Origin of the sequence: Enterococcus sp. DA9, assembly GCF_008000875.1 — a bacterium.
GTDB classification, from domain to species: domain Bacteria; phylum Bacillota; class Bacilli; order Lactobacillales; family Enterococcaceae; genus Enterococcus_B; species Enterococcus_B lactis.
Map to the genome: position 1 here is coordinate 338,810 of NZ_CP042839.1, position 15,022 is coordinate 353,831.

Genomic DNA, 15,022 nt, shown 5'->3' on the forward strand with positions numbered 1-15,022 from the left:
CCCTACCTTTCATTTCCTATAGTCAAGATAATAGATACAAGTTTCCAAACGCCACCAGCAAAGATAAAAATAAACGGAGGAAAAAGAAATATGAGTAGTACAAAACCTAATAACAAAGCGCAACAAAGAATATTTCTCAAAAAATCAAAAAATACTTTCCATGTACTTTGTTCAAAAATTTGTAGAAACGAAGTATCTTTATTTTCAGAAATCACATATACCCAGGATAAAAGAAACATGGAATAAATAAGTGAAACTACATATCCACTAATTGAAAGTCCGATTGTCTGTTCTTCTAATAATTGATTAACAAGAAAATAAATAACGGTCGTTAACATACTAAGGAACAAGTTCTTACCAAAATGTTGCTTCATTCCTTGAAAGAAAAAATAAATGATGTGTCCTGATTCCTTACCTTTCCATTGCGCCATTACATAAAAAACAGCACATGTAGCAGGCACGATAGTAATAACCGGCAAACACACGATTACCCAGAGAATTCCTAATAAGATGTAATCAGAAACCACAATCAACTGTCCATAAAATTTTGTCTCAACTATTTTCATCTTCCTCACTCTTTCATTCCAGACATAGCTGTTCCTTGAACAAAATATTTCTGTGCAAAAATATAAACCACTAGTAATGGCAACATTGAAATAACCGTTCCAGCCATTACAGGTCCATAGAAAGAAATGTTCTGCCCCGTAAATAAAGCTAGCCCTGCTGGTAAAGTTCTCATTTTTGAACTACTTGTCAATATCAATGGATAAAGCAAGTCATTCCAACTATTCATCAGCGTGAAAATCCCTAATGATAAAAGAGTAGGTTTGCTCAATGGCAACATGATTTTCAAAAAAATATTAAACTCACTTAGTCCATCAATGCGTGCTGCCTCTTCCAAAGAATCTGGTAAAGTGATAAAAAAGGAGCGCATCATGAAGATACCAAATGCAGTTGTCATACGAGGAATGATTAAACCTGCATAAGTATCAAGCATGCCAAGCAAATTGACTTCAATAAATAGAGGAATCATGAAGACTTGGAATGGGATCATCATTGTCAGTAAAACGAAATAGAACAAAACTGATTTCCCTTTGAAACGCATACGAGCAAATGCGTACCCCGCAAGAGAATCAAAGAATACAGAAGTAATCACTGTCCCTCCAGCAAAAATTACTGTATTTTTGATGTAATCTAATAAAGGGATCGTTGTCCAAACCTTAATATAGTTATCTAGGGTATAGCTGTCTGCAAATATTCTAGGCGGAAATGAGATAATGTCTTTTTCGTGTTTAAAAGAAGAAATAATCAGCCACAAAAAAGGAAAAGCAATAACAAACAATATAATTAGCATACTAATCGTTCGAATGATTTTTTTACCACTAACTGCTTTCCTCTTATTCACAGTAACTGTAATCGAGCTTTCTGGTGCCATACAGAGTTCCCTCCTATTTCATTTGTTTTTCTTTCCGTGACATGTACACATTAGTGGAGATAGCTATAGTTGCAACAATGATAAACAAAACCGAAGACAATGCTGATGCATAGCCCAATTCATAAGGTGCTGTAAATCCTCGACTGTAAATATATTGAACAGCTGTTTCTGTCTTAAATTGTGGGCCACCAGCGGTTGCAACATATACTTGGTCAAACACTTGCATCGAACCAATCAGATTCGTTAAAACACAAAAACCTAAGGAGGGAACGATCTGAGGTAGTGTAATGTTAAAAAACTGCTGCCGATTTGTTGCACCATCCATTTGAGCAGATTCATACAAAGAGGGAGAGATTCCCTGAATAGCAGTCAAGAGAATCGTCATAGTAACACCAAAATTCTTCCAAACAGTCATGATGGCTACAGTTGGCATGGCAAGAGTTGGATCGCGAAAAAATTGAGGAATCGGCAAGCCGACTTGTGAAAACAAGTAAGGAATCGCCCCTACATTCGGATCAAGTAACATAGAAAAAATAATCGCAATTGACGTCAATGAACAAATAACTGGAATGTAAAACGTTGAACGACAAAACCGATTGAATCTGGTATTTTTAGATAATGCTACTGCTGCTAATAAACCAACAATAATTTGTGTTGGCGTTTCAAGTACGGTAAAATATAAAGAATGAATCAACGAATTAACTGCTCGTTCATCACTAAATATACGTGTGAAATTTTCAAAACTTACAAAATTTCTTGATGTAAAGAAAATATTCAAATCTGTAAAACTAATAGCAAATGTTCCTAAAAGCGGTATGACAGTAAATAATAATAAAACTAAAAAAGATGGAGTCAAAAACAAATACGCAGCACGTTCAGGGCGATTCCAATATTTGGTGAATCCGTTCATATAGTCCACCTCATCTTTCATTTTGATAAAATATACGAGCTTGGTTTAATCGAATCTGAATAAGATATCCGAACGATCGCTGTGATTTCTGCAATAACACCTATCTGCAAACACTACGTCGATCATTCAGATATCTGTATCTTGTTAACAGTCTATCCTATATAAAGGTCTGTACTATTTTTGCAATAATTGATTGATGGCATCATCTGCATCGTTCATGAGTTTCTCAGGGTCTTCTCCCGCTAATAATTTTTCAATCAATGGGTTGATGATATCGTTATTAATCGCAGAGATTTGGGTAAAACCTGGTAAATATGGCTCTGCATAGTCCATTTGTTTCGATAATTCAGAAACAATAGGATCATTTTTGACTTCTTCATCTTTTGCTACTGAATCCAAGTAGGCAGGAAACCCATTTTCGATACTCCATTTTTTACCAATTTCAGTTGTATTCCAATATTTCAAAAACTCATAGATAGCTTCTTTTTTATTATTATCTGTACTTGCCGGAATGGCATATCCTACGCCATCTAAAATAGCTGTTTTTTTGTCCGAGTCACTCCCTTGTGGTAAGGTAGTCACATTATAATCAATCTCGTTTGCTTTCAATCCGTTATTTAACCATGGCCCATTGATTTCAATGGCTAGTTGACCAGCATTCATTAAATTGTCCATTTCGGCGCCAGAAATCGATTCTGGGCCAGTCTTGTCTACATGAATCATTTTTTGGATCGCTTTTAACGTTTTAAGGTTCTCAGGAGAGGCAAATTCAGACTTAGTATAATCATCGTTCACTAATTTACCGCCATTTGCTAACATCCAGTTATATAATGGTGCAGTTCCATCCTTATTGAAGACAAAACCTGATACATTTTTACTACTATCAGTTAATTGTGGTGCCATTTCTGTCAATTCTTCCCAAGTAGTAGGTGGTTGTTCAGTGTCTAAACCAGCTTGTTTAAACAAATCATTATTCCAATACATATACATTCCTTGTACCTGCATGGGGACAAAATACTGTTTACCTTCTACTTGACCTAATTCAACAGCCGTTTCTTTAAAATCAGATTTATCTACTCCATCATATTCCCAGAAATCGTCTAATGGTTGTACCGCTCCGTTTTCTACATACTGTGCAAAATCTGGATAATTTAATGCAATAAAGTCAGGTGCCTTTTTAGAAGAAATCGCTGTAGGAAGTTTTTCATTCAAATTGGCCCAAGTCATGATATCCATTTCAATTTTGATGTTTTTATCATTTGTTTTATTAAATTCATTAACGATTTCTTGCAATATTTCCCCATCAGATGCAGTAAACCCATTCCAAAAAGTCAAAGTCACTTCTTTATCAGAATCAGATTCTGCTGAACTTCCGCCACCACAAGCACCTAAAATACCTGTTGCAACTACCAATAAAGAGCCAATTAACCATTTTTTACCTTTCATTTTTTGTTCCTCCTTCATCTGATAAATAACATCTGACTACATTCCAAGATAGCGGTTTCAACAAACAATTGATTTTCCCATCTTCAGCTTTTACATTCGTTGAATGACTTGGTTTTACTTGTTCACTTTTAGGAAGATTGGTTGCTTTCGTATCAAACCCACTCATTTCAGAAAAATCAATCACTCCTGCTACTGATAATTCAGACAAGCAAACAGTTAGATTCATTTCTTCTTCTCCACGGTTAACTGCAAATATGACAAGTTCTTTGTCATTTATTACTGCTACACTTTCTAAATACGGCACTTCTTCAAAATCTTCCGTCGCATAGTTTGCTGAATGAATTTGTGGGCTTAACACCTCTCCTTGTCCATACATAGCAGCTTGCATAAATGGATAATAAATCGTCTGTCTCCAAGCTTCTCCGTTTGTTTCTGTCCTGATTGGTGCAATAACATTTACCAATTGAGCAAGACAAGCTATCTTTACTCTGTCTGCATGTTTCAATAAAGTGATTAATAGACAGCCTAATAGTAATGCATCTTCAAAATTATAGTTATCTTCTAGTAAAGGAGGAGCAATCTGCCAAGGCGCTGCTTGCTCATCTTGTTCCGCTGAATGATACCAAATATTCCATTCATCAAAGGACAGGTTGATCTGCTTCTTACTATGTTTCTTCGCCTTGATTGTATCGCACATCGCTGTCACTTCAGAAATGAACCGATCCATGTCCAAGGAACGTGCAAGATAATGAGAAAGATCATTTTTTTGGTTGCCATAATATTGATGAAGAGACAAATAATCTATTTGATCATATGCTTGATCAAGGACTGTTAACTCCCAATCACCAAATGTAGGCATTTGCCGATTAGAACTTCCGCATAAAACCACCTCAATTGAATCATCTACGAGTTTCATCGCCTTAGCCGTTTCCGCTGCTAACCGTCCATATTCTTCTGCTGTTTTATGACCAATCTGCCAAGGACCGTCCATTTCATTCCCTAAACACCATGTCTTAATTCCAAAAGGGCTCTCTTGACCATTCGAACACCTTAAATCACTCCAATAAGTTCCTTTAGGAAAATTACAATATTCGACTAAATTACGAGCTGCATCTACCCCACGAGTACCCAGATTGACAGCCATATTGATTTCGGCCCCTACATGCTGACACCAGTTATAAAATTCATGAATCCCAACTTCATTCGTTTCAATTGTCCGCCAAGCTAAATCCAACCTTTTGGGTCTACTTGCTATGGGACCAATACTGTCTTCCCAACGAAATCCTGACACAAAATTTCCACCAGGATATCTAATCATGGGAATGTTCAATTCTTTTACTAAGTGAATGACGTCTTGGCGAAATCCACTTTCATTAGCTGATGGATGATCTGGCTGATAAATCCCTTCATATACCGCTCGTCCCATATGTTCAATAAATGAACTATACAACCGCGGATCAACTTTGCCTACACGCTTGACACTACTAATCAACATTGTGGCTTCCATAACTGACCTCCTTTAATTTATACATGAATAATACACCCCGTTGAAAGCGTTGTCAATAATAAAAATGTTAAATCTATTTATTTTTACCCATTATAATTAATGTAAATATTAATTAAGATTAAATCAAATAATTCAATATAGCTTTCATTAATAAATATGTTAATATAGAAGAAAAACCTTTTAAGCGGTGATATATATGCAACTACAAATAAACGAGGAATCCTTACCGGTATATGAAGCATTAGCTAGCAAGACAAGAATCAGGATCATTCAGTTGCTTTCCAAAAAGAAGATGAATGTCAAAGATTTGGCAAAAGAACTTGGAGTAAGCAGCGCGATCACGACGATGCACGTGAAAAAGTTAGAAGAAGCGAACATCATCAAAACAGAGAAAATAGGACAACAAAAAATTTCGAGCCTTCGTGTCGATAAAATAGATATCAGTTTCCCAGAAAAAATATTCAATGCTTTTGACACGAAAGAAACATCGATACCTATTGGTCACTATACGAATTATGCAATTGAACCGACATGTGGTTTAGCGACGATCCATGACTTTATCGGAAAAGTGGATGAACCACGCTATTTTGTGGATCCTCGAAGGATGGATGCTCGTATCCTCTGGTTTACCAGCGGGTTTGTCGAGTATCAGTCACCTAATTTTTTGAATGCAGAGGATACATTAGAAATGTTGGAAGTTTCTGTGGAAATTTCTTCTGAATTTCCTTTTTCAAATGACAATTGGCCTTCCGATATCACTTTCAGCCTAAATGGCGTAGAGCTAGGAACATGGACGAGCCCTGGAGATTTTGCTGATATCCGCGGGAAATATACGCCTGATTGGTATCCAGATAATCTTAATCAATACGGCTTACTGAAGACGATCCGAATTACCAAACATTTGACAAATATGAATGGGGAACCTTTGTCAGACATCACGATCAACGACATCCCTAAAGATCAAGATACTTGGCATTTGCGAATCGAAGTGAAAGAAGATGCCGAACATGTAGGTGGCTGTACTTTATTTGGTAAAGGATTCGGTAATTACGACCAAGATATCAAATTAAAAGTTTACTACAGCTGATAGTTTTCTTTTCTATTTTATAAAGCAAAAACAGCCAATCCCTATGAAGGGACGGCTGTTTTTTTATTTTATTGTTATTTCCAAAAATCATCCAAAACAGAAATTGGCAAATGACGTTTATGCTGCGTCTTGTTCCACCACGCTTCGATTTTTTCTTGTGCTTGAGCGGGAACTTCTTTTCCTTCTAGATAATCATCGATTTCGTTATACGTAACACCTAGTGCGACTTCATCCGCAATCATTGGTTTTCCATCTTCAAGATCTGCAGTCGGAATTTTTGTGTATAGCTTTTCCGGTGCATTCAATGCTTGAAGCAATTGTTTCCCTTGCCGTTTGTTCAAACGGAACAATGGTAAGATATCGGCTCCTCCATCACCAAATTTCGTGAAAAAACCAGTGATGTTTTCTGCAGCATGATCCGTCCCTAATACAGCTCCTGCTCTTTCTCCGGCTACGGCATATTGTGTAATCATTCGTTGTCGTGCTTTGATATTTCCTTTGTTAAAATCGCTGATTTCCACACCTGCTTCACTTAATACTTGTACTTGTGCATCAACAGCAGGTTTGATATTTACTCGCAGACTAACATCGGGCTGGATAAAGTCAAGAGCAGCTTTTGCATCTTCTTCATCTGCTTGTTCACCATAAGGAAGACGAACAGCGATAAATTGATAGCTTTCATCTTTCGTTTCTTCACGCATTTCTTCCATCGTTAGTTGCGCCAAACGACCTGCTAAAGTAGAATCTTGACCACCGCTAATACCTAATACAAAGGTTTTAAGAAACGGATATTTTTTCAAATAAGCTTTCATAAAATCAATACTTTTACGAATTTCTTCTGTTGGATCAATTGTTGGTTTGACACCTAATTCATGGATGATTTCTGTTTGCAGGCTCATTTATTCTCCTCCTATGCTTCTGTATGAAGTTCTGCTACACTTTTTTTCATTCGTTCCATCGTAGCCATTTTATGGTTCCAGCATTCAGTAGATAGATCGACCGGATATTTTTGCGGATTCAAGTCTCGTTTGTACTCTTCCCACAGTGAATCTAGATTTTCTTTTGTATATTCTTTGATTTCGTTTAGCACGGGTAGTTCGTATACTCTTTTTCCTTCGATAAAGATATCTTGTAAAACGGGGCGAGCGGTAAAATCCCGAACAGTTTTATTGATAAACGTATGCACTGGATGAAACATAAAGATAGCTTCTTCTTCTCGAGGATCCTCATCCCATAATGTGACATAGTCTCCTTCAGATTTCCCATCAGAGTTTCGAGTAATACGCCATACTTGTTTTTTTCCTGGAGTTGTCACTTTTTCCGCATTGCTTGATAACTTGATCGTATCCACCATATTTCCTTCGCTATCTTCGATTGATACTAGTTTGAATACTGCACCAAGGGCTGGCTGATCATAAGCGGTGATCAGTTTTGTTCCGACACCCCATACATCAATTTTAGCTTTTTGCATCTTTAAATTCAAAATCGTTGCTTCATCTAAGTCATTAGAAGCATAAATTTTTGCTTCCGTAAATCCAGCTGCATCTAATTGTTCCCGAACACGCTTAGATATATAGGCCATATCTCCACTGTCGATACGTACGCCTTGGAAGTTGATTTTATCACCTAATTCTTTTGCTACGCGGATTGCACTTGGCACACCTGATTTCAACGTATCATAAGTATCGACTAAGAACACACAGTCTTTATGGGTTTTAGCATACGCCATAAATGCTTCATAATCATTTCCATAAGATTGGACTAACGAATGCGCATGAGTCCCACTAGCTGGTATCCCAAATATCTTTCCAGCACGTACATTGCTTGTTGCATCTGCTCCGCCGATATATGCCGCTCTAGTTCCCCAAACTGCCGCATCCAATTCTTGCGCTCGTCTAGTCCCAAATTCCAAGAGCGGATCTTCTCCGATCACAGATTTGATGCGAGCTGCTTTTGTCGCGATCAACGTTTGGAAATTGACCATATTCAACAGTGCTGTTTCTACTAACTGACAATGTGCCAAAGGACCTTCCACTTGGATCAATGGTTCATTTGCAAAAACTAATTCACCTTCACGAGCAGAACGAACCGTTGCTTTAAATTCAAAATTTTGTAAATACTCCAAAAAACCCTCAGGATAGACTTCTAAGCCACGTAAGTAAGCAATATCGGAATCACTAAACGTCAGATTCTCTAAATAATTGACTAACCGTTCCAATCCTGCAAAAACCGCGTACCCGTGGCTAAAAGGCATTTCTCGAAAATAACATTCAAAAACAGCATGTAAATCAGCTCGACCTAATTCCCAGTATGTCTGCATCATATTGATTTGATATAGATCCGTATGCAGCGTCAAACTGTCGTCTGGGTAAGTATTATTCATGTTGTATTACTCCTCTTGGCAAGTTTTCATTTCCTACCCATTATAACAAAAAAATTGATAGGAAAAGAAATCTTCATTATTTTCTGAAAAAGAGGTTGTGAAAAAGCTGTCCTGCATCAAGTAATAAGAACAGCCAAACAAAAATAGCTCCTCCTATTTTTCGTTTGGTTGGGCTTATTACCGCAGATGCAAGCTTTTGAGCACCGTTTATCCGGAAAAAAGGGCTGCGACAAGACTTTTGTCACAGCCCCTACTCTTAATTTTGCTACTTCTTATAAACCAGATTTCACTTAATATTCGATATGAATCACCTTCTGCGGAATTTCTTTCCTCTGCGATATACATAGAAACCACCGACTAAAAGAACCGCTGCTAGGGCCCCGATAATGATATACAACAAAGAATTTGTATTATTTTCTACAGTAAAAACCTCATGATTGACTGAGTTTGCTTGTTCTTTCGTAATCGTAAAGTCTTTTGTCAGCAACCACTTTTGCCCTGTCTCATCTTGTGCTTCGACTAAAAGTCGATAATCCCCCGATTCTAAAGGTTTCGTATTTCCAGCTTCCCCATGATAAATAGGCATAGCAAAAACTGATTCAGGAGCAATACCACCATTTTCGATTTTTCGTGTCATTATCGGTTCTTCCTGTCCTTTTGAATGAACAGTTGCTTCAACGGTCACTCCCTTGATATTGATTGGTTGAGGATTTTCTAGCACAGCAACCACACCAGCATTGTTGGTGATCACTTCGGAACGTACCTCATTCAACTTCAGATCCGGCACAACTTCCTTGTCATTTGCGCTCATCATCAACCCAACCACATAAGCGTATTCGCTAAAAAAAGGCTGATTACTTTCTTCTTTTTCAGCTGAAAAATCTTTTTTCACTTGGATCCCGCCTAATAAGATTCCATCAAAGGAAGTATCAGGTGCTTGTACTTCTAAAGTAACGACTCCTGCTTTATTCCCTGGGATCACTGCTTCTTTTGGATAATCGACCAATGTGCAGATGGGTTGCTGAACGATTGACTCCTCTGGTAATTCATTTTGTCCGTAGTCAATCACTATGTTTCCGTTTGTCTGAGCTGTATTGACATTGATAAAATACGTTTGCTCTTGATCAGAAAAATTATTGATCTGGATCTGTAATGTCTGTTTTGTTCCAGGTTCTACTCGTAAATCAAAGAATGAACGTCCTTCTCGCTGATTGTCCGGTAAAATAGGATGGACACTATAGTCTGCTCCATGATTTTCATCAGCAAAAACGACGATTCCAGGAAAAACTATCTGTATTAATAAAGTTATCAAAACCAATACTAAATGTCGTCTCACTTTTCATCCCTCCATTTTATGTAAAAAGGATGGAGTTAGCTTATCCGCTCCATCCTTTTGCGGTTGTTTACAAGTAAAACAAATTATTTTACTTGAAATACTGCTGTTAGATCGAATCCACTGCTGTGTAAGTAACTGTACCAGTATACTCTCCAACCGGTGTATTCGCTTTGACTGTTAGTGTTGGCGCTTCTGATGTGAGCTCATTTATATGATCAAATGTACCGGAAACATAAGATATCGGAAGAGTTGTTGCAGATTCTAATACATTTTCTCCATTGATCGTAAGAGCAGAAGCAATATCATCTGTTAAGTTTGTTGCACTGACTGTCAATACCCAGTCTCCCGCAACTACAGCATTCTCCCAAGCTGCTGTCAGCTCTGTTGTATCTTCAACACCAGTGTATTCGCTGATCAATTCTAAAGCTTCTGTTTTGCTGGCTTCTAGCGGACGAAAATCGGAAGCTTGCAATGCGCCATCAAAAGTACCATTGACAGTTGTATTTGCGCTGATTTGCGCCACCGTATGTTCACCAAAATCGATATCAGGAACATCATCGAGTGTAAAAATCCCTGGGTAAGTTGGAAGATCATCCACTACTAAAAAGTCAGTAATCTCCACTCTAGTCGTTCCATCCATTGGTTCACCAAATTCTGCTGCCATGACTGTTGGTGCAAAACATGTAAATAACATCGCACTTGTACTTAAAACCCCTACTAATTTTTTCATTTTTTGTCCTCCTTTTTTTCTCATCAAAATTCTGCATTCACAAATCGCCAATAATGTTTCGAGTAGTAATGACCACTAGATGTCCCCTCAGGAAAAGTGAGTGTTGACTGCTCGCCAGGAATCGTATATGTAACGATTCCACGTTCTTTGTTTCCTGTTGACTGGATGATCGTACGATACTCTTTTCCTGCATCTTGGTGATCATATTCGAAAGCTTCCAATCCTTTGACAGCTTCTTCGTTCTTTCCGCTGAACATTCCTCTGCCTAATTGATAATCGGCAGTCAAAAGATGTCCATCTTTTTTACAACGGAAGTCTTCTGTTTTCAGTTGTAGTTGCCATTCTGTGCTCTCTTTTCGAGAATCAAGAAAGGTAATCGATAAATCGTTGCTCTCTCGATGGATTTGATTGTGTTCATCTGTATAGCGTGATACGAACAGTAAATCATCAATGTATAACATCCGTGGAAATTGTTCATTCAAAGGAACGATTTTCAGAGAAGTCGCACCCTCGGTCTGTCCGTGAACAGCAGAAGAACAGCTAAACATTCCTATGAATAATGCACTCCATAACGCTAGCGAAAATCTATTTTTCATGTTTTTCGCCTCCACGTATTTGATGACGATAGACTAAAATAACGCCGATAATCAACAGCGTCCCAACAAATGAAATCAATCCTGCCTTTGCTTCATTTGCCTCTGGAAAACTGCTTTTCTGTTTTTCTTCTCCCTTTTCAGTCTGCTTTCCTATCTCCCGTTCATTGATTTCTATGACTGCATGCGTTTCACCAGCTTGGGTAGCAGCATTCACCACTGGCATCGATAACGAGAACAGGAGTAGAAGAAGAACAGAAATCATCCAGTATCGGTTTTTTGATTTCATTGTTTTCTCCTTTCCACTTTTTTTCTAGTATCTAGCCAGCCATACGATCCCCCCTTTCAAAGCTAGCTTCTTGCTATAACACATCTTCAATTTTCCACGTGATCGTTCCAGAATATACTCCTGTTCTATCTTGACTGTTTAGGCGCAGTAACAAGCCTTCTTCTTGTGAAAATTCATAAACCTTATCAATTTCCAGTGTTAAAGCAGAAAGTGCGATTTCTCCCATTTCATTTTTGAACACAAGATACCCTTCACTAATCGCATGTTGCATATCCACATGATTTAGTTCTTCAGCAGATACGGTTACTTTATATGAATCCGATGTATTCAATGTGTTTCTAGTAACAACACGCATCCTTTCTTCACGTGCTTGTGCTTGTCTGTTCATTGGCAATTGTGATCGAGCATACTTCCAGCTGTATTCTTCTGTCACGAATTCAAATCCCAGATAACCTTCCACCTGAAAACTCTCTTCCAAAATAAGCGGTTCATCAATACGATTATCAGTGAGCGTTACAGTAATCGTATTTTCACCTCGTTGAAAGACCCCCTCTAGATCTTTTATGTCGATCGTGAATGCTGCTGATCTAAGTGTTTGAAGTTCTTCTCGTGCATTGAGGAGCATTTGATTTTCGGTAAGAACTTCTCCATTGATCCACACACTATAATACAAACGGTCCAAATCACCGTCACCATAATCAAAAGCAAAACGAAATCGCTCTTTGAAATCAGTAAACGTAGTTTTCTCAGCCATTTGTCCATCTACCGTTCTTAGATTCGCTAATTCCGGTGGGGTATTGGGCTCACGCTGGATCGCATATTGAACGGCTTGTTCCACCTGTGTATCATAGTAACTGCCTGTTGGAGAAAGACTTCTTCCCCTGAAGGATACTCGTTCATAGACATCATGATCCTCATACCCAGGGAATTCTGCTTTTACTTTTGTTTTATAATTCAACTTCAATACTGTACCTACTTCTATCTCGATAGTTTCTATTGGATAAAAGCGTTGTAGAGAGTCATCATACATCGCATTTACTCGATGCTCTATGATCTCGTCATTATTACTTATAGTTTGATAAGTAAAATAAGGCTGATACTCACTTATCGGGACCATATCCGTAAATTTGAAAGGGTTCGATTTACTTTCTTCCAGATCAGAAGTTAAAATCGAGAGACCATTATCATTACTAGGAGTAAGGAATATACTACCGTCTCCCTCTTCGTTGTAAAAAGTAACCGTATGTTCCAACTCTGTATCCGCAGCAACTGTCTGACCACTCACATTTTCTGCTCCCCCTTGTCCTTGCATCGTTATCTCATGGACTAGTTCACCTTGAATATCAAAATTTGGCTCTGTCATAAACAATGTCGTGTAATTATCTTTAGTATAAGTTGCCGTCGCAGCAAATCCCCAATAAAGATTTTTTGATTGGAGATTGGAAAAATAGTCATTGATATTGATCTCGCCTGTTGTTGTTCCATATCCGCCGTCTCGTAAATCTGTCATCAAAAAGCGAAGGATCCCTGTTGGAGTAATGTTGACATCCAATTGCCACCAACTACCTGTCACAAAGGCATTATTTGTTTCAAAATCTTTTATAAGAGTTTTGGTAGCAGGACTATCGGAAGGAGCCACTGCAATATGTGCACCAGAAAGACCTTGATCTCCAAATTTATCTCGATTTCCTAATGGACCTGTAGATACTTGATTATCGAACTCAAGGACCATTGCATTTGCCATGTGCCGATCAATGTCAAATAGACCAATAGGATCTTTATGTTTATAGGCACCCAGTGCTTTTGCGTCATGGTTCGTAACCACAGTGGGATCATATTTGTTGTGGATTCCTCGTCGGCTGTATAACAAACTCGTAGGATTCCCATCATGTAAGAAAAAGGAGATCCCTTCTGTGTCCGTATCAAAATACATATAGCTAGTGAACCGGATATCTCTTGTCAAGTTTGAAAATCTGATCGTATTTTGACTCTTTGAAACCATATGTCCTCGATTGTAAAGTGCAGTTAAAATATGATTTGGCGTCATCTGGATACTTTTGTTATTGTCCACAAAATTTGGAACATTTCGTACAATCGTTAAATAGTCAGGGATCGTAAACAAACTATTTAGCGGAATCGCATCATCGTAGGCCCCATTTAGAGTAGGATCTGACATATTAGGAGCTGCATAGACTCCGACTTCTTCCGCTTCTGCTTTTGATTCTTCTATTGAATCGCCTATTGGGATTTCTGCTGATTCTACTTCTTTAGAAATCTCTGGAGAAGGCTCACTTGTTTCTTGTGTTTCAGATGCTGTGATATTTTCTGGTAAAGTTACCACGACAGTATATTCTTCTTGGTCTCCGATCAAGACTTCTACTAATTCATCCTCTGTTTGTTTCATTAGCCTTGGCGTGATTTTTAGATGATATTGATTATACTCTTCTACTATGTGGCTTTTAAAAACGATTTCAATTCTCTCATTCTCCGAAGAAAAATCACCTGCGTAGTACCATTCCTCATCAACTGGTCCTACTTTTCCAAAGGTACGTTCGATTTCCTGAATGCTTTCTCTAAGTAATAATCCTTCGTGTTCAACTATTTCCAGCTTAAATTGCATTTGATATTCAGCTTCATCTTTTGCATGCTTCTCATATGTCATACTCCATTGTATCTGTTTCAGTTCCTCATCCATTTCGTAATCGATCACAATATTCGCATGTTCATCAGCTACTACTTTTTCAGACTCAGTCTTGGCAAAAGTGATCTGCGACAGTCCCGCAAGTTGCGATAAAAATAGGACAGCAACCATAAAAACTACACTGCCATAATGCGAGACAGTTTTCGTTTTTTTCATTTCCTCTCTTCCCCTTCTTGAATATTAGTGAGATTTTTTCAAAAAGCTCCGATATAGTCGTTCTCATCTTTTATCCGATAACTAAAATTTAACTTAATTAAAATAAGATTGCAAACACATTAGAAAGAGGATGCTAAAAAATATAATAACAAAAAAAATACCGTAAACATCCATTAAATGCATAATAAGAGGTAGCAATCAACTTAATAAAAAAACATTAATCTATAAACAATGGAAGTGTTTTCTCAAATAAATTGTATTTATCGTTCAAATTTGAGACAATAAAAAGGAAATAAAACCAAAAAAATGAGAAAAATATAATTTAAGCGGATATAAAGAAAAATGAAGAGGTATCTAGAAATGATCTGGAGTTGAATAATAGTTTATAAAATATTTGTATTTTTAATTAATTAAAGAAATAAGCAATCAAAAAGGAGGTCCTATGTTTT

General features: G+C 37.6%; 13 protein-coding genes. 1 reads left to right on the forward strand and 12 read right to left on the reverse strand.

The features are described 5' to 3' along the window. Positions 1-2: 2 nt before the first annotated feature. The 5 genes from FTX43_RS02465 to FTX43_RS02485 form a co-directional block, all read right to left on the reverse strand. The gene (locus FTX43_RS02465) at positions 3-566 is read right to left on the reverse strand and encodes a YesL family protein (RefSeq protein WP_002316806.1); all 564 of its coding nucleotides are present in this window, start codon (positions 564-566) and stop codon (positions 3-5) included. A 5-nt stretch (positions 567-571) separates the two neighbouring features. Further along, positions 572-1,435 carry a carbohydrate ABC transporter permease gene (locus FTX43_RS02470; RefSeq protein ID WP_002310062.1) on the reverse strand — a complete coding sequence of 288 codons (864 nt, stop codon included), beginning with the start codon at positions 1,433-1,435 and terminating at the stop codon, positions 572-574. A 13-nt stretch (positions 1,436-1,448) separates the two neighbouring features. Then, positions 1,449-2,345 (reverse strand): carbohydrate ABC transporter permease, encoded by an 897-nt coding sequence (locus tag FTX43_RS02475; RefSeq protein WP_002335207.1) that lies wholly within the window; start codon positions 2,343-2,345, stop codon positions 1,449-1,451. Between the two features lie 174 nt (positions 2,346-2,519). Next, positions 2,520-3,809, reverse strand: a complete 1,290-nt coding sequence (locus FTX43_RS02480; protein WP_002310059.1) for an ABC transporter substrate-binding protein — start codon at positions 3,807-3,809, stop codon at positions 2,520-2,522. Beyond that, positions 3,781-5,298, reverse strand: coding sequence for an alpha-N-arabinofuranosidase (locus FTX43_RS02485; protein ID WP_123838996.1), 1,518 nt, complete (start codon positions 5,296-5,298; stop codon positions 3,781-3,783). Before FTX43_RS02485 ends, FTX43_RS02480 begins: the two co-directional genes overlap by 29 nt. Positions 5,299-5,494: 196 nt before the next feature. Here FTX43_RS02485 and FTX43_RS02490 point away from each other — a divergent pair, with 196 nt between their 5' ends. Beyond that, complete coding sequence (locus tag FTX43_RS02490) at positions 5,495-6,385, forward strand: transcriptional regulator (protein WP_002310057.1); 891 nt, start codon at positions 5,495-5,497, stop codon at positions 6,383-6,385. A 74-nt stretch (positions 6,386-6,459) separates the two neighbouring features. On the opposite strand, the gene nadE is transcribed toward FTX43_RS02490, so the two are convergent. The 7 genes from nadE to FTX43_RS02525 all read right to left on the reverse strand — a co-directional run bounded on the left by nadE (position 6,460) and on the right by FTX43_RS02525 (position 14,573). Then, positions 6,460-7,284 (reverse strand): ammonia-dependent NAD(+) synthetase, encoded by an 825-nt coding sequence (nadE, locus tag FTX43_RS02495; protein WP_002310056.1) that lies wholly within the window; start codon positions 7,282-7,284, stop codon positions 6,460-6,462. A gap of 11 nt (positions 7,285-7,295) precedes the next feature. Next, entirely contained in the window at positions 7,296-8,768 is a 1,473-nt protein-coding gene (locus FTX43_RS02500; RefSeq protein WP_002314112.1) for a nicotinate phosphoribosyltransferase, read from the reverse strand. 307 nt (positions 8,769-9,075) lie between these two features. Beyond that, positions 9,076-10,104: a DUF916 and DUF3324 domain-containing protein gene (locus tag FTX43_RS02505; RefSeq protein WP_147606708.1), complete on the reverse strand. Its 1,029-nt coding sequence runs from the start codon at positions 10,102-10,104 to the stop codon at positions 9,076-9,078. Between the two features lie 106 nt (positions 10,105-10,210). Beyond that, the gene (locus FTX43_RS02510; RefSeq protein WP_002320369.1) at positions 10,211-10,834 is read right to left on the reverse strand and encodes a hypothetical protein; all 624 of its coding nucleotides are present in this window, start codon (positions 10,832-10,834) and stop codon (positions 10,211-10,213) included. A gap of 23 nt (positions 10,835-10,857) precedes the next feature. Further along, positions 10,858-11,430, reverse strand: coding sequence for a hypothetical protein (locus tag FTX43_RS02515; RefSeq protein WP_002316807.1), 573 nt, complete (start codon positions 11,428-11,430; stop codon positions 10,858-10,860). Then, the gene (locus FTX43_RS02520) at positions 11,420-11,716 is read right to left on the reverse strand and encodes a hypothetical protein (RefSeq protein ID WP_002310050.1); all 297 of its coding nucleotides are present in this window, start codon (positions 11,714-11,716) and stop codon (positions 11,420-11,422) included. Before FTX43_RS02520 ends, FTX43_RS02515 begins: the two co-directional genes overlap by 11 nt. Before the next feature lie 73 nt (positions 11,717-11,789). Then, positions 11,790-14,573 carry a hypothetical protein gene (locus FTX43_RS02525; RefSeq protein WP_147606710.1) on the reverse strand — a complete coding sequence of 928 codons (2,784 nt, stop codon included), beginning with the start codon at positions 14,571-14,573 and terminating at the stop codon, positions 11,790-11,792. Positions 14,574-15,022 lie beyond the last annotated feature (449 nt).